A 22,053-nucleotide genomic window follows, 5' to 3' on the forward strand; every position below is an offset into this window, starting at 1 on the left:
TCGGTTCGAATTGGGAGGCGGGTGCGGAGGAAACCCGCCGCCTGGCTCAAACCGCGACGGGATCCGTTCTTCCTACCTCTCCGTCGTCGACAGGGTTTTTGAAATCAAATTCGGCTACGCTTTGTTCTCACGGAGAAACGACCGCTTGAGCCTGACCAGCCGCGCCATCCGCAAGACCTTCATCGACTACTTCAAGTCCAAGGGTGTCGGCAACGGCGCGCCGGACGGACACGAGTTTGTGCCCAGTTCGTCGGTTGTGCCGCTGGATGACCCGACGCTCTTGTTCACCAACGCGGGGATGAACCAGTTCAAGCCGATTTTTCTCGGGCAGGTGCCGCCGAGCAGCCCGCTCGCGAAACTGCGCCGGGCGGTGAACAGCCAAAAGTGCATCCGCGCCGGTGGCAAGCACAACGACCTCGAGGACGTCGGGAAGGACACGTATCACCACACGTTTTTCGAGATGCTGGGCAACTGGTCGTTCGGGGACTACTTCAAGAAGGAAGCGATCGAGTGGGCGTGGGAACTGCTCACCAAGGTGTACAACATTCCGGAAGATCGCCTGTACGTCACCTATTTCGAGGGCGACAAGAAACTCGGGCTCGAGCCGGATGAAGAGACCAAGGCGCTGTGGTTGCAGTACCTGCCGCCGGAGCGCGTGTTGCCGGGCGTGTTCAAGGACAATTTCTGGGAGATGGGCGAGACGGGTCCGTGCGGACCGTGTACCGAGATTCACTTCGACCGGATCGGTGAGCGCGACGCGGCGAAACTGGTGAACACCGGCGACCCCGACGTTCTCGAGATCTGGAACAACGTGTTCATTCAGTTTGAGCGTCTGGAAGGCGGCGGGCTGCGCTCGCTCCCGGCGAAGCACGTGGACACGGGCATGGGGCTCGAGCGGCTGGTGAGCGTACTTCAGAACGTGCGGAGCAACTACGACACCGACTTGTTTGCGCCGATTTTCATGGCGATCGAGCGTGCGACGGGCGCGCGCGAGTATCGCGGAACCCTCGGCGCGAAGGATGTCGGGAACATCGACACCGCGTACCGGGTCATCGCGGATCACATCCGGTGTTTGACGTTTGCGATCACGGACGGTGCGGTGCCGAGCAACGTGGGGCGTGGCTATGTGCTGCGCCGGATTCTGCGGCGTGCCGTGCGGTACGGGCGGCAGATGCTGGGCGCAAAGGGCGGCTTTTTCGCGGGGCTCGTGCCGGTCGTGGTCGAGCACATGAGCGAGGCGTTCCCCGAACTCAAGCGCGACCCGGCGAAGGTCGAAGCGATCATTCGCGACGAGGAAGAAAGTTTCGGTCGGACGCTCGATCGCGGCATCAAGTTGTTCGAGTCGCTCGCGACCTCGATTCCCAAGGGCGGGAAGATCGCGGGCGCCGACGCGTTCAGGCTTTATGACACCTTCGGTTTCCCGATCGACCTGACGGAATTGATGGCGCAGGAGCGCGATATCACAGTCGATATGGCGGGGTACGAGGCCGAAAAGAAGAAGGCCGAAGAACTTTCGCGTGCCACGGAGAAGAAAGAAGCCGAGAAGACGATCGCGCTCGACGGCGATGCCGTGGCGCGGCTGATGCGGCTGGGAATCGAGACCACCGACGATCACTGCAAATTTGATCTCAAGGCGCAGAAGGCGCACGTGAAGGCGATCTGGAACGGCAGCAATCTCGATGAGGTCGCGACGCCGGTTTTCAATCACAAGACGCGGATCGGCATCGTGCTCGACAAGACGTGCTTTTATGCCGCGATGGGCGGGCAGGAGTGCGACGCGGGCGAGATCGAGGTGATCGGCGAGACCCGCAGCAGCGTGCGCGATCACCATGAAGGCGGGCGATTCAGAGTCGAATCAGTGGCGGCGTTCGGTGGCTACGTGCTGCACGTGGGGGTTGTGACGCATGGCGAAATCCGCGTCGGGGATACCGTCGCGCTGCACATCGACAAGCACCGGCGGAGCGCAACCGCCTCGAATCACACCGCGACGCACCTGGCAAACTTCGCACTGCGGAAAGTGCTCGGCGACGGAGTCGACCAGAAAGGCTCGCTCGTCGCGGCCGATCGCATGCGTTTCGATTTTTCCCACAGCCAGCCGGTCAGCCCCGAAGAACTGGGCAAAGTCGAGGCGATCGTGCGCGATCAGATCAAGCACGATCTGACGGTGTATGCGCAAGCGGCGCCGCTCGCATCGGCGCGGGCGATCAATGGCCTCCGTGCCGTTTTCGGCGAGGCGTATCCCGATCCGGTTCGCGTCGTTTCGATCGGTCAGCCGGTCGCGGACCTGATGGAATCGGCGCAGAACCCGGCGTGGCGGGAAATCTCGATCGAGTTCTGCGGCGGCACGCACGTGCAGACAACATCTCAGATCGGCGCGTTCGCGCTGATTTCGGAGGAGGCGGTCGCCAAGGGCGTGCGACGCATCGTCGCGCTCACGGGCAAGCCGGCGGAATCGGCGATCCACGCCGCCGACGGTGCGGAATCGAAGATCCGGAGCGTCGGGCTGCTGAGCGACGGCGCGCTCGCGGCGGAGATTCCGGGCCTGTTGAAGAGTCTGGATGATGGCGTCATGCCGACGGCGCGAAAGACCGCGCTGAGGAATTCGATTGCTGCCCTTCAGGAGCGCGCCAAGAACGCGGCAAAGGAAGCGAGCGCGGGGCGTCAGGCCGAAGCGGTGCGCGAAGCCAAGGTGCTGGCTGAGTCGGCGCAACTCGCCAACCAGGCGATCATCGTCGGGTCGATCGAGGCGGGAGACGACCGCAACGCACTGAACGCGGCGGTTGCCGTGGTCAAGGAGGCCAACCCCCGTGCCGCGATCATGATTTTCAGCATCGATCACGGGACGGCTCGTGTTTCGATCAACGCGGTCGTTCCCGAGGCGCTGATTCAAAAAGGGCTGAAGGCGGGCGACTGGCTGCGCGAGGCGGCGGCGGTGGTGGGCGGCAAGGGCGGCGGCAAACCGGATAGCGCGCAGGGCGGCGGGACCGACGCGAGCAAGATCAAGGAAGCGATCCTTGCGGCGCGTGCCGCGGCACACCGAGTGGTGCACTAGACCGGCGCGGGAGTTGCATTGAAGCGACACGAAACGAGCGAGCACGAACGGGAGCGGGCGGACGGCCTGCGGGATTCGCCGCCTCCGCCTCAAATTCCTGAACTGCTGCGCGAGCCGGTGGCTCGCCCGCCCGTGTTGGATCGAAATGAAGTCGCGAGCCAATCCGGTCTTGCGAATGTTTCGACCGCGTGGGGCGTGGCGATGGACTTTGTCGGGTCGGTGATCGGCGCGCTTTTGCTCGGCTATTTCGCGGATCGCTGGCAGGGGACGAGTCCGAGGTACACGCTGATCGGGATGGTGGTGGGGTTCACGTTCGCGCTCTATCGGATCATCTCACGCACCTTGGCGGAAGAGAGACGCGAGAAAGAGCGGCGAAACAAGCGGAAACAGGGCTGAAGTTCGGCGATTTTGGAGCGGGTTCGGGCTCGTCGATTGGGCTCGGCGAGGCTATCCTTCCTCCCCTCATTTTCCCTTCGATTTCGGAAGCACTTTTTGAACAGCGTCGCCAGCAATACAAACCCGGACCAGACCCGTGCGGCGCGCGGGAAACTGGGGTTTGTCATGCTCTTTGCGACGGTCGCGGCGTTCGGCGTGGCGGTGGGTGTTGCAGCGCTGCTCGGCGCCGATTCGGTGACCCTAGGGGTGGCGCTCCTTGCCATCGCGATCGGGAGCCTCGCGACGCTCGGGCCGGTGATCATGAAGTTCGGGCGCGAGAGTTTCGGCGTCGCGGTGATGTTCGCCGGCGCGGCTCGGATGATCCTCGCCCTTGGTGTTTGCTACGCGGCGCGCGAGATGGCGCCGGACTTGAACTCTCGGGCGCTGTTCCTCGGTGTGGGGTCGGCGGCGCTTGTCTTGATGGTTGTTGAGGTTTGGACTTCGATCAGGATTCTCTCCGCGATGGAGCGCGAGCGCGCGTCGCATCCGGATGACACGCAACGGAAGGCCGCATGACCGCTTTTGCAATGAACATCTTGGCGTCCGCCGATCCGCTCGAGCACGTGGTGAATGCCGCAGCAGTCCGGAGCGCGGACGGCTACTGGCTCTGGTCGGGCAACCAGGGCGCCCTGGTGCTTTCGGGGCTGATTCTCGTCTTCGTCGGCATGTGGGCGGCGAGCAAGATCAAGACGGGCCCGTCCAGCCAAGGGGCCGACGCGTATGTGACGCGCAGCCGGTTTGCGCAGCTCGTTGAAGTGATCTGCGAATACCTGCGGGAGGAAGTCGCGCGACCTCTGCTCGGCGATCGCACCGACAAGTTGATGCCGTTCCTCTGGACGATTTTCTTCTTCATTCTCGTGAACAATCTGATCGGCTTGACGCCGGTGCGCGATGTGCTCCACATTGTCGGCATCGAGAAGGTCTGGATCGGCGGCACCGCGACACAGAACATCTGGGTGACGGGAACACTCGCGATCATCGCGGCCTTGGTTTTCAACATCGCGGCGATCATGCGACTCGGCCCGGTCGGGTTCGTCAAGCACATGATGGGCGGCTTGCCCTGGACGATGTTCCCGATCGCTCTGCTGCTTCTGGTCATCGAGGCCGCCGGCCAGTTCATCATCAAGCCGTTCGCGCTGGCATTGCGTCTTTTCGCCAACATGACCGCGGGCCACGTGCTGATCGCGACGCTGCTCTCGTTCGCGGGCGGCGCGATCGCGAGCGCGCTCGGCGGCGGCGGCTACGGCACCAATTCCGCGATTACGGTCGTGAGTGTCGTCTCCGCGACGATGCTGATGTTCCTGGAGTTGTTCGTTGCGTTCCTCCAGGCATTCGTTTTCATGTTCCTGACCGCGATCTTCATTTCCATCATGGATCACCACGACGAGCATGAGCATGAGCACGGGCATGATCATGCCACCGGTCACGAGCACGCCCACGCGTGAAGACGGACCACTGCTTCTCCCGCGTGCGGGTGAGGCGAAGGAACCTGTGCACTTTGGAAAGGGTTTCGAGATGATGAGCAAGTTGTTGACGAAGACGACGATGCTGGCGATGGGCGCGATGGCGGCTGTGCCGACCCTCGCTCTCGCGGCGGACGAAGTCGCGGGCGGCTCGAGCATCGGCAAGGGTCTGGCCGTCCTTGGCGGCGGCATGGCTCTGGTCGGTGGCGGCATCGGCATCGGTCTGGTGGGCAAGGGCGCCGTCGAGGCGATCGCCCGTCAGCCCGAAGCGGCCGGCAAGATCCAGATCAACATGATCCTGGCTGCCGCGCTGATCGAAGGTGCGACGCTGTTCGCGGTGTTCGCGGGCTTCGCGGCCAAGTAATACTCGATCGCTCGGGGCCTTGACGGGCGTCGAGCGGATTCATTCGACCGATGATTTTTCGAATCGCGTTTTTCGACTGGAGAGTTCCGATGCTCACGAAACTTCGAACCGGCATGTTCCTGGCCTTCACGACGATCGCGCCGCTGGCGGCGATGGCGGTGGAGGGCGAACACGGCGGCGACATTCAGGGACCGATCGCAACGACCAAGCAGGGAATCGCGACGGCGATCACCGCTCTCGTGGTCTTCGCGCTGGTTTTCGCCATTCTGGGTGTGAAGGTGTGGCCGGCGATCACGGCCGGGCTTGATGAGCGTGCCGACAAGATCAAGGCCGAGATCGAAGCGGCCGAGAACGCCCGCAAGCAGGCGAAGGACGCTCTCGCTCAGTACGAGGCGAGCCTGGCGCAAGCGCGTGCCGAGGCCGCGAAGATGATCGAGCAGACCAAGGCGCAGCAGAGCCAACTCGCGGCGGAACTCCGGGCAAAGGCCGAGATCGAACTCTCCGCGATGCGCGAGCGCGCGGTCAAGGAAATCCAGCAGGCCAAGCAGTCGGCCGTTGCCGAGCTGTACACCGACGCGACCAATCTCGCGACGATGGTCGCCGGGAAGATCCTCAAGCGCGAGATCAATACCCAGGATCAGCAGCGGCTGGTGGAAGAGTCGCTCGGTCAGTTGCAGGGACTGCGGAACTAAGCGAAGGCACTGTGCACTGGGAACGGGGAAATCGGGCGAAGAACGACACGCAAGAACAAAGCACCTCAATCGCGAAGATCAACACATGCCACTTTCTCAAGCCAAGCCCGATGCACTCGCCAACACCTACGCCAAGAGCCTCTATGCCGAGGCGTTTGCCGCGGGAGGCCGCGAGCGCGTGGAGGCGCTGCAGGGTCAGCTCGAAGACCTGCTCGAGATGACGCGCAACGACAAGACATTTAACGAGTTTCTCGCGTCTCGCGTAATCCCGACGGCCGAACGCGAAGAGGCGCTGAAGAAGATTCTGGGCGGGCGGATCGACGAGTTGCTTCTGCGTTTCCTGCTCGTTGTGAATCGCAAGGACCGGCTCGGGCACATCGTTCCGATTGCCGCGGCATACGACCAGGTCGTGCAGCAGCAGTTCGGACGCGTCGAGGTCGATGTGATCACAGCGACGCCGATTGATCAGGGGCAGCTCGGGGGCGTGAAGTCGCGGCTCGGCTCGGCGCTCGGCAAGGAAGTCGTTGTGCACGCGTACACCGAGCCGGCGATGATCGGCGGCGTGAAGTTCCGCATCGGCGATCAGTTGATCGACGCGAGCGTGCAGACGAGCCTGCGGAAGATCCGCGACCAGCTCAACACGCACGGCGACGCGGCGGTTCGCGGAAAGATCGATCGGATCATCGAGGGGTGATGCCGGATCGGGGCTTCCGGTGTTGCACCACAAAGAACACTGAGGACACAAAGAGCACAGAGAGAAGCGGGAGTTGAAAGAAGAGTCAAAGGACTCTTCGGGTAATGCCGTCTTTCAGCAGATTGGTGTTGAAGTTGATGAGCAGGCCGATGGGGATCTCGGCCAGCTTCATGTACGTGAGCAGTTGTGATTCGTGGACGGGGAGCACCTTCTCAACAGATTTCAGCTCTACCACGATTTGGCCTCCCACGAGCAAATCGAGCCGCAAACCTGTGTCGAGAATCGTGTCGCGGTAGGAAATCGGAACCTGCACTTCGGATTCAAACGAGACGCCGCGGGCCTGAAGCTCGAGCATCAGGCACTGCTGGTAGATGGACTCGAGCAGACCCGGACCGAGTTGACGATGAACGGCAATGGCGGCGCCGATGATCGAGTGTGTCAGCGGATCAGCGTGTGCGAAGCGATCCTGAACCCATGATTTGTCCTTGGTCGCTTCCCTATCCATCATTCTCATCCTCATTCCTGGTCTCTCTCTGTGACCTTTGTGTCCTCGGTGTCCTTTGTGGTGAATGACCCAGGTGCCGATGGTCACAATGTACCGGATGATCGCAGCCAGGCGAGCACCTCCGCCGCGTTCTGATCGGGCGGGAAGACCGGATACCAGACTTTGCGGATGATGCCGCCGTCGCAGTACCAACTCATTCTCTTGATGAGTGTGCGAGGGCCGCCCGGAGGCAGGCCATCGACGATCGGGGGCATCTCCATCGTGGGCAGATTCATCGCGCGCGTGAGCACGAGGTCGGAGTCGCTGAGAAGCTCAAAGCCCAGGTGCGTGCGCTCCGCGAACTCGTGCTGGTATTCCGGCGTCTGCGTGCTGACGCCGAAGATGGAAACACCGAGCGCGGCGAACTCCGAAGCGAGATCGCGATAGGCGCAGGAGTGAGGCGTGCAGCCCCGCGCGCCGGGGACGAGATCCCAGCCATCCGGCGGCGGTCGACCCGGAACGCCGGAGCGTGGATAGAAGAAAAGAACCATTTTTCCGGTGATTTCAGAGAGATTGCGCGATGTGCCGCGAGATGTGATCAGCGAGATCTGTGGCAAGCGTAATCCGGTCAGGTGAGCGGCGGCGCCATCGTCTTGCGGAACGGGAAGGTCGCGCGGTAGTTGCGTCGGGTCGTGCATGAAATGAAGCAAAGGCAGAAAGGCATTTTCACCACAGAGAACACAGAGATCACGGAGAGGAAATGTTGTTGATTCGGCGGTTAAGCCCGTTGATCAATTGCGTGACGTTGAAGTTGATCAGCAATCCAACGGGCAGATTGGCCAGCCGGAGATAGGTCAGCAATTGGGCCTCGTGAATTGGCATTTTTTTCTCGACCGATTTGAGCTCGACTACGACAAGTTCCTCGACGATCAAGTCGATGCGGTAGCCGCACTCAATGAGATGTCCTTTGTATCGAACCGGAATTTCAACTTGGCGTCGGACGGAAACTCCGAGAGGCATGAGTTCGTGCACGAGGCAAGACTCGTAGGCACTTTCCAACAGGCCGGGCCCGAGAGTGCGGTGTACTTCGATCGCCGCACCAATGACTTTGTCGGTGATCTTGTCGCAGCGTGACATCAGAACCGGATCTGGCCGTTCCATCCCCAATTCTTCTCCGTGATCTCTGTGATCTCTGTGGTGAAATGTCTCTTCAGACTTCCACGTACGCCTTCAATCCTTGCACGCCGCCCTCGCGGCCGAAGCCGGACTCCTTGAATCCGCCGAAGGGGCTGGCCGGGTCGAACTTGTTGTACGTGTTGCACCAGACCACGCCGCTCTTGATCTGCTTGGCGATCGAGAGCATTTTGCTCCCCTTCTCTGTCCAGATTCCTGCCGCAAGTCCGTACGGCGTGTTGTTCGCGCGGCTCACCGCTTCCTCCGGCGTGCGGAACGAAAGCACGCTCAGCACCGGGCCGAAAATCTCCTCGCGCGCGATCGTGTGGCTCGGTTGCACGCCCGTGAAGAAACACGGGCGGCACCAGAAGCCCTTGGAAGGCAGCCCTTCCTGCCAGCTTTCAATTTGGCCCTTTGGCCCTTTGGAACTTTGGCCATTTGGCACGCGGAGTTCCGCCCCTTCGGTCTGGCCGAGCTTGAGATAGTGCTCGATGCGTGAGAGCTGTTCCTTGCTGTTGACGGCGCCGACGTCGGTGTTCTTGTCCATCGGGTCGCCCGTGCGGAGCGAAGCGAGGCGGATCTCGAGTTTCTTGACGACCGTGTCGAGGATCGACTCCTGCACGAACAGCCGCGAGCCGGCGCAGCAGACTTCGCCTTGATTGAAGTAGATTCCGCTGATGATGCCTTCGACCGCCTGATCGATCGCGGCATCCTCGAAGATGATGTGGGGCGACTTGCCGCCGAGTTCGAGCGTGAGGCGCTTGAACTTGCCGTCGGGACGCGGATTGGCGACCGATTTGGCGATGATCTTGCCGACCTCGGTGCTGCCAGTGAACGCGATCTTGTCGACATCCGGGTGCTCGACGATCGACCGGCCGGTCAATCCATCACCCGTGACAATGTTGACGACGCCCGGGGGAAGTTCGCACTCTTCGAAGATTTCGGCAAGCACGAGCGCGGTCAGCGGCGTGGTCTCGGCGGGCTTGAGGACGACCGTGTTGCCGCAGGCGAGTGCGGGCGCGATCTTCCACGCGGCCATCAGCAGCGGGAAGTTCCACGGAATGACCTGGCCGCAGACACCGACGGGGCGAACGCCGGGAGCGATTTCGGGAAGCCCGCTCTTCTTGCCCAACGACTTCGCGCCGCTGGTTGCGCCCTGGAAGACGAAGCCGAGTTTGTCGGCCCAGCCCGCGTTGTAAAAAAAGTGTGCCGCGACGAGCGGGATATCGACATCGCGCGATTCCTTGATCGGCTTGCCGCTGTCGAGCGTTTCGATAATGGCGAGTTCGCGCCCGCGTTCCTGGATTCGCCGCGCGATGCGGAAGATGAACTTGGCGCGTTCGGAAGCGGGGAGGCTGGCCCACTTGGGGAGCGCCGCGCGTGCCGCGGCAACCGCGCGGTTGACATCCGCGGGTGAGGCCTGCACGACTTCGCTGAGCGTGGCTTCGGTGCTCGGGTTGATGGTCGCGAAGCGCTTCGCGCTCTTTGGCTCGGCGAACTTGCCGTCGATGAAGAGGCCGTAGGAAGGCTTGATGGTGACCTTTGCGGTCTCGGGAGCGGGGGAGTAGTCCCAGCCGGGGGCAGTCTTCGCGGAATCGATCATCGGAGCGGCTTGCGGAGCCTCCTTCGTTGCAACACCGTTGCCGTTGGTAGTCATGAAGTCCCTTTCGTGGGTCACGCCTCCGTGACGTCGTAGTTCGCTCGATACTTGCCCGAATGCAGCCAGGAGATCTGGCGCAGGATGTCGTTCGCGAGCGCGGAAGCTCCGAACCGCCAGAGTTCGGGCGTGAGCCAGCCGCCAGGATGCAATTCGTTCACTCCCGGCAATGCGCCAAGCGTCTCTTTCACCATGACGAGGTAATGCAGCGACTGTTTCGCGGTGCGGATACCACCCGCCGGCTTCACGCCGACCAGTTTGCCGGTTTCGAGGTACCAGTCACGCACCGCCTCGAGCATCACCAGCGTGACGGGCATCGTCGCGGCAGGAGTCACCTTTCCAGTGGAAGTCTTGATGAAATCGAAGGAAGCGGGATGGATCGCGAGGGTCCTCTGGGACTCATAAGACCCATTTGAGAGAGTGCCATTCGCGGCCGACGCTTGGGATTGGTCAGGTGCGGACTTCGCCGCAGCCCCGCCGAATTCGGAGAGCGCCTCGTCCATCGCTCGGATTGCGATGTCGCTGGCGAAACGCACGTTGTCGAGTGTTTCGAGTTCGCCGGTTTCGAGGATGACCTTCAGCGAAATGGGTCGACCCTTGCCTCCACCGTCGTGGCGAGCGGCTTTCACTCCTTCTTCGAGGCAGGTGCGTTTGACGGCTCGGATCTCATCGGCGACTTCGTCGTAACGCCCCGCGAGGAAGGCGCCGCGGTTGATCACCATGTCGATCTCGTCAGCGCCATCGTGAATCGCGCGCCGCGTGTCATCGAGCCGAACATCGAGCGGATATTGGCCGCTGGGAAACCCGGTGGCGACCGATGCGATCTTTACGCGTCCGAGCGCGCCCATCGCTTCGAGCGAATCGCGGCAGTGCTTCACGAGGTTCGGGTAGACGCAAACCGCGCCGACGCTGGGCAAGCCTTCAGGCAGATCGCTCTGTCCCGCACCCGGTTTGACCGCCTTGGCGCAGAGCGCCCGGACTTTTTCGGGCGAGTCCTTGCCCTCGAGCGTGGTCAGATCGAGCATTGAGAGAGCGAGCTTGAGGCCCGCCATCTTGCTCTTAGTCTTGATCGAGCGCTTGGTGAAACTCGCCGCGCGTTCGGCGGCCATGACGGCGTCAACACGCGGGCTGGGGGCAAAATCTCGAACTGCGGTCTTGGTGCCGCTACGCATGGGGAAGTTTACGCGGGGAGCGGGAGAGAACGCGGAGGTGTGGAGTCGGCGGAGTTTTGCGGAGCAAGAGGTAGGGACGCACGATTTGAGCCGGCTTGGGAGGCAAAGATCGGCATGCCCCTCGATCACCCATCCTCATCCGGCCGCATCGCCTGGAAACAGTGGGGCACCGACCTCGAATCGGAGTCGATCCGTCAGATGCAGAACGCGTGTGCGCTCCCGGTTGCCGCGGCGGCCGCGCTGATGCCCGATGCCCACGTCGGCTACGGATTGCCCATCGGGGGCGTGCTTGCGACGCGCGGCGCGGTGATTCCGTACGCGGTTGGCGTTGATATCGCGTGCCGCGTGAAATTGAGCGTGGTCGAGCTGCCCGTGAAAGAACTCGAAACCGAGCACGGGCGCAAGCGGCTGACCAGGGCGATCGAAGATGAAACAAAGTTCGGGGTCGGCGGCGAATTCAAAAAGCGGCGCGATCACGACGTCATGGATCGTGATTGGACCGTTTCACCGGTGACAACGCGGCTCAATGACAAAGCCGCGGCTCAGCTCGGCACCAGCGGGAGCGGGAATCACTTTGTCGAGTTCGGCGTCTTCACACTCAACGCCGAGACAAACGGCCTCGCGCCAGGCACGTATCTCGCGCTCCTCAGCCACTCCGGCTCGCGCGGCACCGGCGCGGGCGTGTGCGACCACTATTCCAGGCTCGCGATGCAAACACGCACCGATCTGCCGAAGGAGCAATCGCGGCTCGCCTGGCTCGATCTCGATTCCCAAGAGGGGCGCGAGTACTGGGACGCGATGAATTTGATGGGTCACTACGCGTCGGCGAATCACGCGCTGATCCACAAGCATGTCGCCAAGCACCTCGGGGCGAAGGTGCTTGCGGATTTCGAGAACCATCACAATTTCGCCTGGAAAGAAACGCACGATGTCGGGCGCGGGCCCGAAAAGTTGATCGTGCATCGCAAGGGCGCAACGCCCGCGGCACCGGGTGTGTTCGGATTTATCCCGGGTTCGATGGCGGCGCCCGGATTTCTCGTGCGGGGCAAGGGCGGCGCGGGGTCGCTCGATTCGTCGAGTCATGGCGCGGGGCGCGTGATGTCGAGGACGAAGGCGCGCCAGTCTTTCGCGTGGGGAAATGTCAAAAAAGAGTTGCGCGAAAAGGGTGTTGAAGTCATCAGCGCCGGGCTCGACGAAGTCCCGGGCGTTTACAAAGACATCCACGCCGTGATGGCGGCACAATCGGACCTTGTCGAAATCGTCGGGAAGTTCGACCCGAAACTGGTGAAGATGGCGCCGGAAGGCGAGAAAGCGGAAGACTGAGTCGCGTTCCTAGCGGCTCGCTCCGCGCCGCGTCGATTTCTCGATTGGCGGCAACGAGGCGCTCGGACCGGTTTGAACAGGAAGGCGAGATCGGCTCCATTCGTCAAGTCCGCCGGAATACGCAAAGACATCTGAGTACCCGATCTTGAGCATTCGCTTTGCGACCGCCGCGACGGACTTGTCCCCCGCGTTCTGACCGTACACGACGATGCTCTCAAACTGTGCGATGCGAGGGTCGATTCCCTTTTCGCCGTCAAATGTCGCAAGCGAGCTGTTGATCGCGCCCGGAATGTGCGCAGATTCAAACGAATCTGTCGGACGCGGATCAATGAAAAGGGCGGCACGCGGATCGCTTTCGCGCCGGTTCTGGAACTCGACTGCGCGCTCGGTATCGATCCAGACAACGTCTTTGTCGCTGACTTCGCAACCCGCGAGAATGACGGAAGATATCGCAACGCCCGCAAGAGCGAAGCGCACTAGCGTGCCCGTCCTCTGCTCGTCGCCGTCTTTGCCGCCGGAAGCGGTTTGCTCGGCCCGGTCTCGATCGGGAGGTTCGCGGCCTTCCATTCGTTGAGGCCGCCGGCGAAAAAGCGGATGTCCTTGTAGTCCATCGCCAGCATGCGCTTGGCGACCGCGCGGGCGACCGGGCTGGAGGGGTCTTCGCCGTAAACGATCGATTCGCTGAATTGCACGATCCGCGGATCTCGCCCTTTTTCACCGTCGAAGCGGGTGAGGAGAAGATTTCGCGCACCGGGAATGTGACCCTCTTCGAATTCAGTCTGGGGCCGCGGGTCAATCAAGAGCAGCGCGAGAGGCTCGCCCTCGGCGTTTTTCACGAGTTCGGAGACTTCCGCGACTTTGACATTCACAATGTCCGAATCGCGCGTGTCCTTGTCGCATCCGACAAGCGAGAGCGAAACGATTGCCGCGGCAAACAGCGTCGGTGCGGGCAGGGATGAGCAAACACGGCGCTGGTACGGACGTAGCATGATGCGACAGTACGCGTTACGGAGACACTGCATGAATCACTCCCTGGTCGCGGCGGTTCTGGCGGGTACGGCACTCTCTCTTCTGAGCGCGTTCGCCCAATCACAAAGCGCAGCTCCGGAATCAAAGGATCGGCCGCACGTCAAGTTTCGCATTATCAGCGAGCACGCGGAATTGACGCCCGGGACGACCGAAACGCTCGGGCTGGTATTCACGATGGAGCCGCACTGGCACGTGTATTACAAGGGCGCTCCGGGCGGAGGCAACCCGCCGTCGATCGAAAAGAGCGATCTTCCAAAGGGTTATTCGCTCGGCGAAATCCAATGGCCCGCTCCGAAGCGATTCGTCGCGCCGGGCGGCATTTACGACAGCGTCTACGAAGAAGAAGTGACTCTGCTGCTTCCGATGACGGTTCCGGCGAGCGCAAAGCCCGGGGACAAAGCCAAGATCCGACTGAAACTCGGCTGGCTCGAATGTTCCGATGTGTGCGTTTTCGGCGCCGGTGAAGACACGGCGACACTCGCAGTGGGCGCTGAAGCCGACAAGCCTGCTCGCTCCGCCGACGCGGGCAAGATCGAAAAGTCACGCTCACTTATGCCCCGGCCGTTCCCGACGGACACGGCAAGCCTCGAGTTTCGCGACGGAGTGCTTGCCATTCAGGTGCCGGGTGCTGAGAGGCTCGAGTTCTACCCCGGACCGGAATGCGCCGACATCAAGGAAGTCTGGGAAGCAACGCTGTCGAAGTCCGAGACGATGACGCTCAAGTTCGAAGGTGCAAACAAAGACCAAATGGTGGCGGACGGCATTTTGGGCGTTTGGTTGAAGGGCGCGGCCCAGCCCTCGTATTACACGGTGAAGAAGCGTTCATCGACCTGATGTGGGCGGAAGTGGCGAAGTGAGTCGGAACCACGCCGGCTTTCGAGGCGTCGAACAATCGGTCGATGCCCGGGACGGAGCCCGCGCTCGTGCGCTCGCGAACCGTTTCGGCCCGATATCGGTAAGAGACGATCGGTATCAGGGGATTGGTGCGGCGTGTTGCCGCGGACGGACCCCGGTCGCTCGCGAAACCCCGGCGCGACGGCCCACTCAGGAGAACGAGTCGATGAAAAGTTCGAAACTGTCGCTTGTCGCTTTGATTGCCGCGGCCGGAATCATTCTCCCCGCAGTGGCGATGAGCAGCCCGGATCAGCAAGACCAAAAGCCGGCAACCTCGCACAGCGAGAAGCATCAGGATCACAAGAAGGATTCGAACAAGGCGGAAGTTGCGAAGGTGGGAAGCATGGCGCCGGCGTTCACGCTGATCGATACCGACGGCAAGACGGTGAACCTCTCCGATTTCTCCGGGAAAATCGTGGTTCTGCAGTGGTTCAACCCCGGCTGCCCGTACGTCAAGAAGCACTACGAGAGCGGCGCCAACACCTTCAACGACCTGAACAAGAAGTACAGCGAGCAGGGCGTGGTATTCCTCGCCATCAACTCCGGCGCGGCGGGCAAGGAAGGCGCGGGCAAGGACACGAACGCCTCGGCCAAGAAAGACTGGAAGATCGAATACCCGATTCTGCTCGACGAAACCGGCAGTGTCGGCAAGATGTACGGCGCGAAGCGCACGCCCGAGATGTACATCATCAACAAGGACGGAACGCTTGCCTATCACGGCGCCATCGACGATGAGCCGGGCAAGGGCGTCGGCAAGACGAACTATGTTGCCAAGGCGCTCGACGAAATCCTCGCCGGGAGCAAGGTGACCACGACCGAGACCAAGCCCTACGGCTGCACGGTGAAATACGGCTCGTGATCCGGTCGTTTTCTCCTGAAACGACTCTGTAAACGTCACGCGGGCTCCGGAATCCCGGGGCCCGCGTTCTTTTTTGCGAACAACGGGGGGTGCGGCTCGTCGATAGGATCAGACGGAGAAACCCATGCCCGATATCTCGGGAATGTTTGCAACCCTGATCGATTTCGCCCTTGTCGTGATCGGCTTCGGCCTGATTATTTTCGTCCACGAACTCGGCCATTTTCTCGCGGCGCGCTGGGCCGGTATTCGCGTGCTGGCGTTCGCGCTCGGGTTCGGTCCGGCTGCAGTTTCATACCGCAAAGGCCTCGGGTTCCGGCGCGGAAGCAGCGAACAGGAATACACCGACCGGTTGCGAGCTATTGCCGCGGGTTCCACAACCGTGGAAGGAAACCGCTCAACGCACCACACAATCTCGCCGACCGAGTATCGCCTCAACTGGCTGCCGTTCGGCGGCTACGTGAAGATGCTCGGACAGGAAGACCTGAATCCGGACGCGGTCAGTGAAGCGCCGGACAGCTTCCAGCGCTGCGTTCCCTGGAAGAAGATGATCGTGATCAGCGCCGGCGTGGCGCTCAACATCCTCACCGCCGTGCTGCTTTTCATCATCGTTTTCCGCGTCGGGCTGCCGACCGAGCCGCCGATCATCGGAGGAGTCGCGCCGGGTCTCCCGGGCGCAACCGCTGTCGCAACCAACGCGCAGGCGTTGCACATCGAGCAGCCGGGGCTCAAGCCCGGCGACGAAGTGATGAGCGTGGACGGCAAGAAGGCGGACCAATTCACCGATATCACGATGGCCGCGGCGATGGCTTCACGCAAAACGCCGGTCGAAATCGAAGTTCTCCGTCCCGGTGTTGCCGAAGCTCTTCATTTCTCGATTATGCCCGCGGCGGACTCGGGATCGAGGCTGCTCGCGCTCGGCATCGAGCCCGCCCGTTCGCTACAGATCGAGAATCCGCGCTCGACGCGCCAGCGCGAAGAGTTTCAGAAGCAACTCGCCAAGCTCGGATTTGCCGAAGTCGAGCCCGGAATGCGCCTGGTTTCAATCAACGGCAACACCGACATCAAGTATTCCTTCGATCTTTCGCGGATGGCGCGCGAATCCGGCGGCAAGCCGTTGGAGCTTGTCTTCGTGGGCGAGCAAGGAAAGCGGGTCACGATTTCCACAAGGCCTGATCCGCAGTATGAATTGACCGAATTCGAATTGCCCGGCGGAGCTCTCAGCGTCCAACCGAACGTCGCGGGGCTGACCTCGCTGCTCGGTGTGGAAAGCGCGAACGCCGCGGCGAAGAAGGGGCTGCGTGACGGCGACGTTTTTTTGCGTCTGGGCACCGTTGAGTATCCGAGTTTCGAAGCGGGGTTGCGCGAAATTCGTAGCAACGCCGGTCGCACCATCGAAGCCACCGTCCTGCGCGAAGAGGCCGGATCGTCCAAGGAAGTACCCCTCACGCTCGAGGTGGGTCGCGACGGCACGGTCGGATTCACCGCGTCGTCGATTCGAGAGGGTTCCACCGTGCTTGGGGTCCCGGTCGCACGCGAAATCGTGGAGCCGGCAAAGCCGGATTCGGGCGCGCTCGCGAAAACACGAGCCACACCGGCTTCGCGGGCAAACATCCGCCCGGGAACCCGTGTGCTCAGCGTCGCCGGGCACGAGGTCCACACCTTTGCCGATATTCGCACTGAACTTCAGCGTGCGGTGGCCGGCGCTCCTTCGGACGGCGCGGACGTCGAGTTGACCGTGCGTGCGCCGTCGCTCGCCGGCGAGCCGGAAGCCAAATCTCCGGTCGAGTCACTGACGCTTCGTCTCGCACCCGCCGATGTCGAAGCGCTTCTCGCGCTCAAGTGGAACGCTCCTCCGATTGCCGCTGCTTTCGAGCTGGCGCAGATACTCCGGCGCAGCTCCGGCCCATTGAACGCGGTCATGCTCGGGCTTTCGGAGACCAAGCAGATGGTGCTCCGGGTCTATCTGACGTTCGGCAGGCTGTTCGAGGGCACGCTGAAAGTCACGCACCTTCAGGGTCCGGTCGGGATCGCTCACGTCGGAACACTTCTCGCCGACCGCGGCATCATCTGGCTGCTTTTTTTCCTCGCCATCGTGAGTGTGAATCTTGCGGTTGTGAATTTCCTTCCGCTCCCGATCGTGGATGGCGGCCAGTTCCTGTTCATTCTCTATGAGCAAATATTCAAGCGACCGGTCCCGGTGGGTGTGCAGAACGCCGTGACGCTCGCCGGGCTCGTCCTGATCGGTTCGATGTTTCTGATTGTGACTTTCAACGATATCTCCAACCTCTTCCGGTCGTTCTGAGCATGACCGGACTCGCGCTTCTGCTGTCTCTCGGCCTGGTGTGCTACGCCGGGTTTCTTGTTGCGAGCACTTTGTTGATATTGCAATACCCGCCACGGCGGACGTACGCGTGGGCGGTGGCCAGGCGGTTACCGGGTGATCCCGGCGAGTTGGCTCCGCCGCTCGAGTTCCGACGATTCGAATTCTCATCGGCGGGCAAACGTCTCGCTGCCTGGGACATTCAAGGGTTGGATTCCGGCGGACCGCTCGTCGTTCTCACACACGGGTGGTCCGATTCGAAAGTGGGGGCGCTCTCACGCGTCTCAGCCCTCGCGCCCCTTTGCTCACGCCTCATCGCCTGGGATTTGCCGGGTCACGGCGAATCAGGCGGGGCGTGCGAACTCGGACTCTCCGAAGCTGACGACCTGCTCCGACTGGTCGACTCGCTCGAGGTCGGGTCCGACAAAGTGCTGATGGGTTGGTCGCTCGGCGCGGGTGTTTCACTCGCCGCCGCAGCCAAGATGAGAGTTGCGGGCGTCATCGCCGAAGCGCCCTACCGAATGCCGGAGACTCCAGCCATGCACGTGATGCGCGCCCGCGGCAGCCCGTGGCGCGTGAATCTTCCGTCGGCGCTCTGGCTGATCGGTTTGCGGAAAGGCCGTCCAAAGTCGGCGTGGCGAGGCTTTGACCGCGCCGAGGTCGCAAGAGGCGTTTCCTGCCCGGTGCTCGTCCTTCGCGGCAGCGAGGACGCGATCTGTCCGCGCGAAGATGCCTCGGAAATCGTGCGGGTCGCGCCGGATGCGAAACTGGTCGAAGTTGCAGGCGGCCGGCATAACGACCTCTGGACGAATCCTGCATGCCGCGGAATCGCGGCCGCGGCAGCCGGTGATTTTCTTTCTCGCGTGATTCAGAGCGCCGGGTCCGGCGTTTCGGTTTGAGCCTTTGGCGGAATGAGCATGGAGGCCAGCACGCCGATTCCGAGTACCGAGATGATGACCCCGAGCGAAACGGCCGTCGGCAGGTGGATGTGCCAGTAGAGCAGGATCATCTTGACCCCGATGAACGCGAGCACGATCGCCAGGCTGTGCTTGATGAATCGGAACTTGTCCATCATCGCGGCCAGGGCAAAGTAGAGCGAGCGCAGGCCGAGGATGGCGAAGACGTTCGAAGTAAAGACCAGGAACGGGTCCTGCGTGATCGCGAAAATCGCCGGGATCGAATCGACCGCGAAGACCACATCGGTTCCCTCGACAATCAGGAGCACCAGAAAAAGCGGCGTCATCCAAAGCCGGCCGTCTTTCCTGACAAAGAACTTCTGTCCCTCGATCGAAGCATGAAACGGGAACATCCGGCGCGCTGTCTTGTAGATCAGGCCCTTCTCCGGATCGCTTTCGTGGTCATCGACGAGCACGAGCTTGCCCGCGGTGAAAATGAGAAACGCGCCGAAGACATACAGGATCCACTGAAACTGCATGATGAGGACGGCGCCGAGCGCGATCATGATGCCGCGCATGATGAGTGCGCCGAGAATTCCCCAGAAGAGCACCCTGTGCTGATACATCTTGGGGATCGCGAAGTGGGAGAAGATGATCGCGATGACAAATATGTTGTCGAGGCTCAGGCTGTATTCGATGAGCCAGCCGGACAGGAATTCGAGCGTCGCCTGCCATGCGACTTTGCGGTCGCTCGCTCCGAGCGCCGCCTGCGCGTTCTCCCACGCTCTTACGTTGGCCTCGATTGCTTCGGCGGACTGGCCGGTGTCGGTCGGCAAATCCGGGATCGCAGCCCCGATCTTCAGTTCCGGCAGACCGGAGCGCGACGTGATCAGGAACGCGTTGCGCTCGCGTGCCGCGTCGCCGATTCCGAGCGCATTGTGCTCGTACATCTGGAAAACCACGAGGCTGAACGCCAGCGCGAGAACAACGCAGACCCCGGTCCAGAAGACCGCGGCCTTGACGCTGATCGCGTGCGGCTTGCGATTGACCACGAACAGGTCGAGCGCCAGCATGATCAGCACGAATGTGACGAAGCCCGTGTAGAGCCAGATCATGGTGCGGTCCCCGCGTGGGTATGGCCCGGCCTGCAACCCAAAGAGCCCGCCTGCCTCGACTCCGGGACGCGCGTCTGTGAAAAGGAATTCGCTTCGCGAAATGATCGTTGGGGTAGATCGGGCATTGGTCGCTCCGTGCAAAGACTCTTCCGGCGCGCGGGCGGATTGCCTCACGCCGGTGTCGGTCTTGCGCGGAGCGTGACGAAACACGCGCTCGGGGGCCGGGCGGATTCAGAAGAACACGCCGTGTTGACGGCCTTCCGATCGGGATTGCTCCCCGATGGCTACTCCCCAACAACTGCGGGCCATCGTAGCAGGTCGCTCTTCACGGAACTTCGGTCGAAGAGTCGTCGTCCGAGGATTCGGGCTCGTGCCCATCGGCCAATCGGTCTGCCCGTTCGGGCGCCACGTCGCTCAACTCTTCCGGCAATTCATCACTCATGTCGTCGGGCATCATCCCGTCGTCGGCTTCGAACTGTTCGACACGCGTCATCATCTGCTCGCGCTCGATGAGGTGAGATGCAGAGTCCATCTCCCCGCGAACTTCCTTGTACACGCTTCCGTCGACAAAGCCCTGAAGCTTGCGGGCGCGTACGGGGTGCTGCAGTTTGCGGATCGCTTTCGCCTCGACCTGTCGCACGCGTTCGCGCGTCACCTTGAAAATGCGACCGACTTCTTCCAGCGTGTACGTGTAGCCGTCGCCGATCCCGTAGCGCAGCTTGATAATCTCGCGCTCACGGTACGTGAGAGTCTTGAGCACCACCTCGATGCGTGCCTTGAGCATGTCGTGCGCCGCGGCATCCGACGGCGCGCTCTGGCGTTCGTCCTCGATGAAATCACCGAAGAAGCTGTCGTCGCTCTCGCCGACAGGCTTGTCGAGGCTCACCGGGTGACGGCTGATCTTGATCACACGGCGGACTTCCGAAGCGCTGATGCTCAGCTTGTCGCTCAGTTCTTCGATCGTGGGCTCACGACCAGACTCCTGCAGCGCCATCTTCTGGATGTTGCGCAGCTTGGTCATCGTCTCGATCATGTGCACCGGGATTCGGATCGTGCGGGCGTGATCGGCGATCGCGCGGGTGATCGCCTGCCTGATCCACCACGTGGCGTAGGTGCTGAACTTGTAGCCGCGTTTGTATTCGTACTTGTCCACCGCCCGCATGAGCCCGGTGTTGCCCTCCTGGATGATGTCGAGGAAGGGGAGGCCGCGATTGCGGTATTTCTTCGCGATCGAGACGACCAGGCGCAGGTTGCCGCCGGAGAGGTCGCGCTTGGCTTGCTCGTACTCCCAGAAAACCGTCTTGATGGCCCGCACGCGCTTGGTCAATTCGGCCGGCTCTTCCCGGACCAGGGAGCGCAGTCCCTCGAGCTCTTCCTTGATGACCGCGACATCGTCGGGCTCGAACTTCTTCGGGTGCTTCGCCGCCAGCCGAAGGTCGGCCTCCAATTCGTGCATCTTGTTCGCGATGGAGCGCAGTTTGCGTGAGAGCGGGATGATGCGCCCGGTTCGCAGACAGAGTTCTTCGGTCAGTGCCGCCATGCGGCGACGGCGCATCGCCAGGCGGCTGCGCAATTGCAGTGTCGATTCGGCATCGCCGGTCTTCTTCGCCTGATGAAAAAGCTCCCAGTCTCCGCGGTTCAGTTCGAGCAGCTTCTCGATCGTGCGCAGGTTGAAAGGGATGCGCTTGGCGATTTTTTCCTTGGCGTTCGTCTCCGCGGTGCTGATCCGCATGGTCCGATCGAACGGAAGGTCGCCGGTGTGCACGAGCCGGAGCGTCTCGACAGCCTGGTGAACCACATAATCGCTCTCGAGGCAGCGCCGGCGGAAGATCATCCGCGTTGTTTCGATCTTTTTCGCGAGCCGGATTTCTTCTTCGCGGGTGAGCAGCGGAATCGTGCCCATCTGCGACAAATACATGCGCACCGGGTCGTCGATGCGCTTCGCGCCGAGTTCGAAGGGCACCGGCTCGTCGAGGTCGCGTGCCTCGTCTTCGGAGGAGTCTTCGTCTTCGGCCGGAACCTCGGCTTCGGGCTTGGCAGCGGGCGGCGCCGGCGCGAGCGAGCCGTGTAGAACGGGAGGCGTTTCGCCGACCGAAAGTCTCTGGCGGAGCTGCGCAGCTTCTGCTTCGCGTTCGCCACCCGCGACGGTCATAGCGCGAAAGAGCTTGGGGAGAACGCCCGGCTTCTCTTCGGCTCGTTGCGCGCGGAAGCGCCGCGCCTTGAACTCGAGTTCATCGACCAGCTCGATCCCAAGCCGGTCGATCAGGACCAGCAACTCATCGAGCCGCTCCGGATCGACCATCTCGTCGGGGAGTGTGTTGTTCAGCTCTTCGTAACTGAGCCACCCGCGCTTGCGCCCGAGTTCGATAAGTTCCGACAACGCAGGATTGAGTTCAGCGATCACGCGACCATCGCTCCAATTGTGGTGAAT

Annotated in this window: 21 protein-coding genes; 12 read left to right on the forward strand and 9 right to left on the reverse strand. The window is 62.0% G+C overall.

Annotation, left to right across the window (positions count from 1 at the left end; translation table 11 throughout):
* The first annotated feature begins 145 nt into the window (after window positions 1–145).
* The 7 genes from alaS to atpH all read left to right on the forward strand — a co-directional run bounded on the left by alaS (window position 146) and on the right by atpH (window position 6,700).
* A complete protein-coding gene (alaS, locus tag KF691_06125; GenBank protein MBX3389016.1) occupies window positions 146–3,052 on the forward strand; it encodes an alanine--tRNA ligase in 2,907 nt (968 codons plus the stop codon).
* An 18-nt stretch (window positions 3,053–3,070) separates the two neighbouring features.
* Window positions 3,071–3,448: an AtpZ/AtpI family protein gene (locus KF691_06130; GenBank protein ID MBX3389017.1), complete on the forward strand. Its 378-nt coding sequence runs from the start codon at window positions 3,071–3,073 to the stop codon at window positions 3,446–3,448.
* A 96-nt stretch (window positions 3,449–3,544) separates the two neighbouring features.
* Window positions 3,545–4,003, forward strand: coding sequence for a hypothetical protein (locus KF691_06135; protein ID MBX3389018.1), 459 nt, complete (start codon window positions 3,545–3,547; stop codon window positions 4,001–4,003).
* Window positions 4,000–4,932 (forward strand): F0F1 ATP synthase subunit A, encoded by a 933-nt coding sequence (gene atpB / locus KF691_06140; GenBank protein MBX3389019.1) that lies wholly within the window; start codon window positions 4,000–4,002, stop codon window positions 4,930–4,932. The genes KF691_06135 and atpB overlap by 4 nt, the downstream gene beginning before the upstream one ends.
* 118 nt (window positions 4,933–5,050) lie before the next feature.
* Window positions 5,051–5,314 (forward strand): ATP synthase F0 subunit C, encoded by a 264-nt coding sequence (locus KF691_06145; GenBank protein ID MBX3389020.1) that lies wholly within the window; start codon window positions 5,051–5,053, stop codon window positions 5,312–5,314.
* 89 nt (window positions 5,315–5,403) lie between these two features.
* Complete coding sequence (gene atpF / locus KF691_06150) at window positions 5,404–6,006, forward strand: F0F1 ATP synthase subunit B (GenBank protein MBX3389021.1); 603 nt, start codon at window positions 5,404–5,406, stop codon at window positions 6,004–6,006.
* An 85-nt stretch (window positions 6,007–6,091) separates the two neighbouring features.
* Complete coding sequence (gene atpH / locus KF691_06155) at window positions 6,092–6,700, forward strand: ATP synthase F1 subunit delta (protein MBX3389022.1); 609 nt, start codon at window positions 6,092–6,094, stop codon at window positions 6,698–6,700.
* Between the two features lie 85 nt (window positions 6,701–6,785).
* On the opposite strand, the gene KF691_06160 is transcribed toward atpH, so the two are convergent.
* From KF691_06160 to KF691_06180, 5 genes are all read right to left on the reverse strand, one after another.
* Window positions 6,786–7,208, reverse strand: a complete 423-nt coding sequence (locus tag KF691_06160; GenBank protein ID MBX3389023.1) for a GxxExxY protein — start codon at window positions 7,206–7,208, stop codon at window positions 6,786–6,788.
* Window positions 7,209–7,288: 80 nt separating this feature from the next.
* Window positions 7,289–7,801: a peroxiredoxin gene (locus KF691_06165; GenBank protein ID MBX3389024.1), complete on the reverse strand. Its 513-nt coding sequence runs from the start codon at window positions 7,799–7,801 to the stop codon at window positions 7,289–7,291.
* Window positions 7,802–7,931: 130 nt separating this feature from the next.
* Window positions 7,932–8,321: a GxxExxY protein gene (locus KF691_06170; GenBank protein MBX3389025.1), complete on the reverse strand. Its 390-nt coding sequence runs from the start codon at window positions 8,319–8,321 to the stop codon at window positions 7,932–7,934.
* A gap of 73 nt (window positions 8,322–8,394) precedes the next feature.
* A complete protein-coding gene (locus tag KF691_06175; protein ID MBX3389026.1) occupies window positions 8,395–10,014 on the reverse strand; it encodes an aldehyde dehydrogenase family protein in 1,620 nt (539 codons plus the stop codon).
* A gap of 17 nt (window positions 10,015–10,031) precedes the next feature.
* Window positions 10,032–11,186, reverse strand: coding sequence for a 2-deoxyribose-5-phosphate aldolase (locus KF691_06180; GenBank protein ID MBX3389027.1), 1,155 nt, complete (start codon window positions 11,184–11,186; stop codon window positions 10,032–10,034).
* A 114-nt stretch (window positions 11,187–11,300) separates the two neighbouring features.
* On the opposite strand from KF691_06180, the gene KF691_06185 reads away from it, so the two are divergent.
* A complete protein-coding gene (locus tag KF691_06185) occupies window positions 11,301–12,509 on the forward strand; it encodes an RtcB family protein (GenBank protein MBX3389028.1) in 1,209 nt (402 codons plus the stop codon).
* 9 nt (window positions 12,510–12,518) lie between these two features.
* On the opposite strand, the gene KF691_06190 is transcribed toward KF691_06185, so the two are convergent.
* Both KF691_06190 and KF691_06195 read right to left on the reverse strand, forming a co-directional pair.
* Window positions 12,519–12,986 (reverse strand): hypothetical protein, encoded by a 468-nt coding sequence (locus KF691_06190; protein MBX3389029.1) that lies wholly within the window; start codon window positions 12,984–12,986, stop codon window positions 12,519–12,521.
* Window positions 12,986–13,498: a rhodanese-like domain-containing protein gene (locus KF691_06195; protein ID MBX3389030.1), complete on the reverse strand. Its 513-nt coding sequence runs from the start codon at window positions 13,496–13,498 to the stop codon at window positions 12,986–12,988. The genes KF691_06190 and KF691_06195 overlap by 1 nt, the downstream gene beginning before the upstream one ends.
* Before the next feature lie 31 nt (window positions 13,499–13,529).
* Here KF691_06195 and KF691_06200 point away from each other — a divergent pair, with 31 nt between their 5' ends.
* From KF691_06200 to KF691_06215, 4 genes are all read left to right on the forward strand, one after another.
* Complete coding sequence (locus KF691_06200; protein MBX3389031.1) at window positions 13,530–14,372, forward strand: hypothetical protein; 843 nt, start codon at window positions 13,530–13,532, stop codon at window positions 14,370–14,372.
* Window positions 14,373–14,598: 226 nt separating this feature from the next.
* Window positions 14,599–15,291, forward strand: a complete 693-nt coding sequence (locus KF691_06205) for a thioredoxin family protein (GenBank protein ID MBX3389032.1) — start codon at window positions 14,599–14,601, stop codon at window positions 15,289–15,291.
* Window positions 15,292–15,415: 124 nt separating this feature from the next.
* Window positions 15,416–17,593, forward strand: a complete 2,178-nt coding sequence (locus KF691_06210) for a site-2 protease family protein (protein MBX3389033.1) — start codon at window positions 15,416–15,418, stop codon at window positions 17,591–17,593.
* Window positions 17,594–17,595: 2 nt separating this feature from the next.
* Complete coding sequence (locus KF691_06215; GenBank protein MBX3389034.1) at window positions 17,596–18,510, forward strand: alpha/beta hydrolase; 915 nt, start codon at window positions 17,596–17,598, stop codon at window positions 18,508–18,510.
* On the opposite strand, the gene KF691_06220 is transcribed toward KF691_06215, so the two are convergent.
* Entirely contained in the window at window positions 18,480–19,622 is a 1,143-nt protein-coding gene (locus tag KF691_06220) for a TerC family protein (GenBank protein ID MBX3389035.1), read from the reverse strand. The genes KF691_06215 and KF691_06220 overlap by 31 nt on opposite strands.
* 325 nt (window positions 19,623–19,947) lie before the next feature.
* Window positions 19,948–22,026 carry an RNA polymerase sigma factor RpoD gene (rpoD, locus tag KF691_06225; protein ID MBX3389036.1) on the reverse strand — a complete coding sequence of 693 codons (2,079 nt, stop codon included), beginning with the start codon at window positions 22,024–22,026 and terminating at the stop codon, window positions 19,948–19,950.
* Window positions 22,027–22,053 lie beyond the last annotated feature (27 nt).

It is taken from the genome of Phycisphaeraceae bacterium (assembly GCA_019636555.1).
Taxonomy (GTDB): domain Bacteria; phylum Planctomycetota; class Phycisphaerae; order Phycisphaerales; family UBA1924; genus JAFEBO01.

Coding starts and splice junctions, on each gene's coding strand:
- atpB (MBX3389019.1), top strand. CDS start 4,000: ATGACCGCTTTTGCAATGAACATCTTGGCGTCCGCCGATCCGCTCGAG.
- KF691_06145 (MBX3389020.1), top strand. CDS start 5,051: ATGGCGGCTGTGCCGACCCTCGCTCTCGCGGCGGACGAAGTCGCGGGC.
- atpF (MBX3389021.1), top strand. CDS start 5,404: ATGCTCACGAAACTTCGAACCGGCATGTTCCTGGCCTTCACGACGATC.
- atpH (MBX3389022.1), top strand. CDS start 6,092: ATGCCACTTTCTCAAGCCAAGCCCGATGCACTCGCCAACACCTACGCC.
- KF691_06160 (MBX3389023.1), bottom strand. CDS start 7,208: ATGATGGATAGGGAAGCGACCAAGGACAAATCATGGGTTCAGGATCGC.
- KF691_06170 (MBX3389025.1), bottom strand. CDS start 8,321: ATGTCACGCTGCGACAAGATCACCGACAAAGTCATTGGTGCGGCGATC.
- KF691_06175 (MBX3389026.1), bottom strand. CDS start 10,014: ATGACTACCAACGGCAACGGTGTTGCAACGAAGGAGGCTCCGCAAGCC.
- KF691_06180 (MBX3389027.1), bottom strand. CDS start 11,186: ATGCGTAGCGGCACCAAGACCGCAGTTCGAGATTTTGCCCCCAGCCCG.
- KF691_06185 (MBX3389028.1), top strand. CDS start 11,301: ATGCCCCTCGATCACCCATCCTCATCCGGCCGCATCGCCTGGAAACAG.
- KF691_06195 (MBX3389030.1), bottom strand. CDS start 13,498: ATGCTACGTCCGTACCAGCGCCGTGTTTGCTCATCCCTGCCCGCACCG.
- KF691_06200 (MBX3389031.1), top strand. CDS start 13,530: ATGAATCACTCCCTGGTCGCGGCGGTTCTGGCGGGTACGGCACTCTCT.
- KF691_06205 (MBX3389032.1), top strand. CDS start 14,599: ATGAAAAGTTCGAAACTGTCGCTTGTCGCTTTGATTGCCGCGGCCGGA.
- KF691_06210 (MBX3389033.1), top strand. CDS start 15,416: ATGCCCGATATCTCGGGAATGTTTGCAACCCTGATCGATTTCGCCCTT.
- KF691_06215 (MBX3389034.1), top strand. CDS start 17,596: ATGACCGGACTCGCGCTTCTGCTGTCTCTCGGCCTGGTGTGCTACGCC.
- KF691_06220 (MBX3389035.1), bottom strand. CDS start 19,622: ATGATCTGGCTCTACACGGGCTTCGTCACATTCGTGCTGATCATGCTG.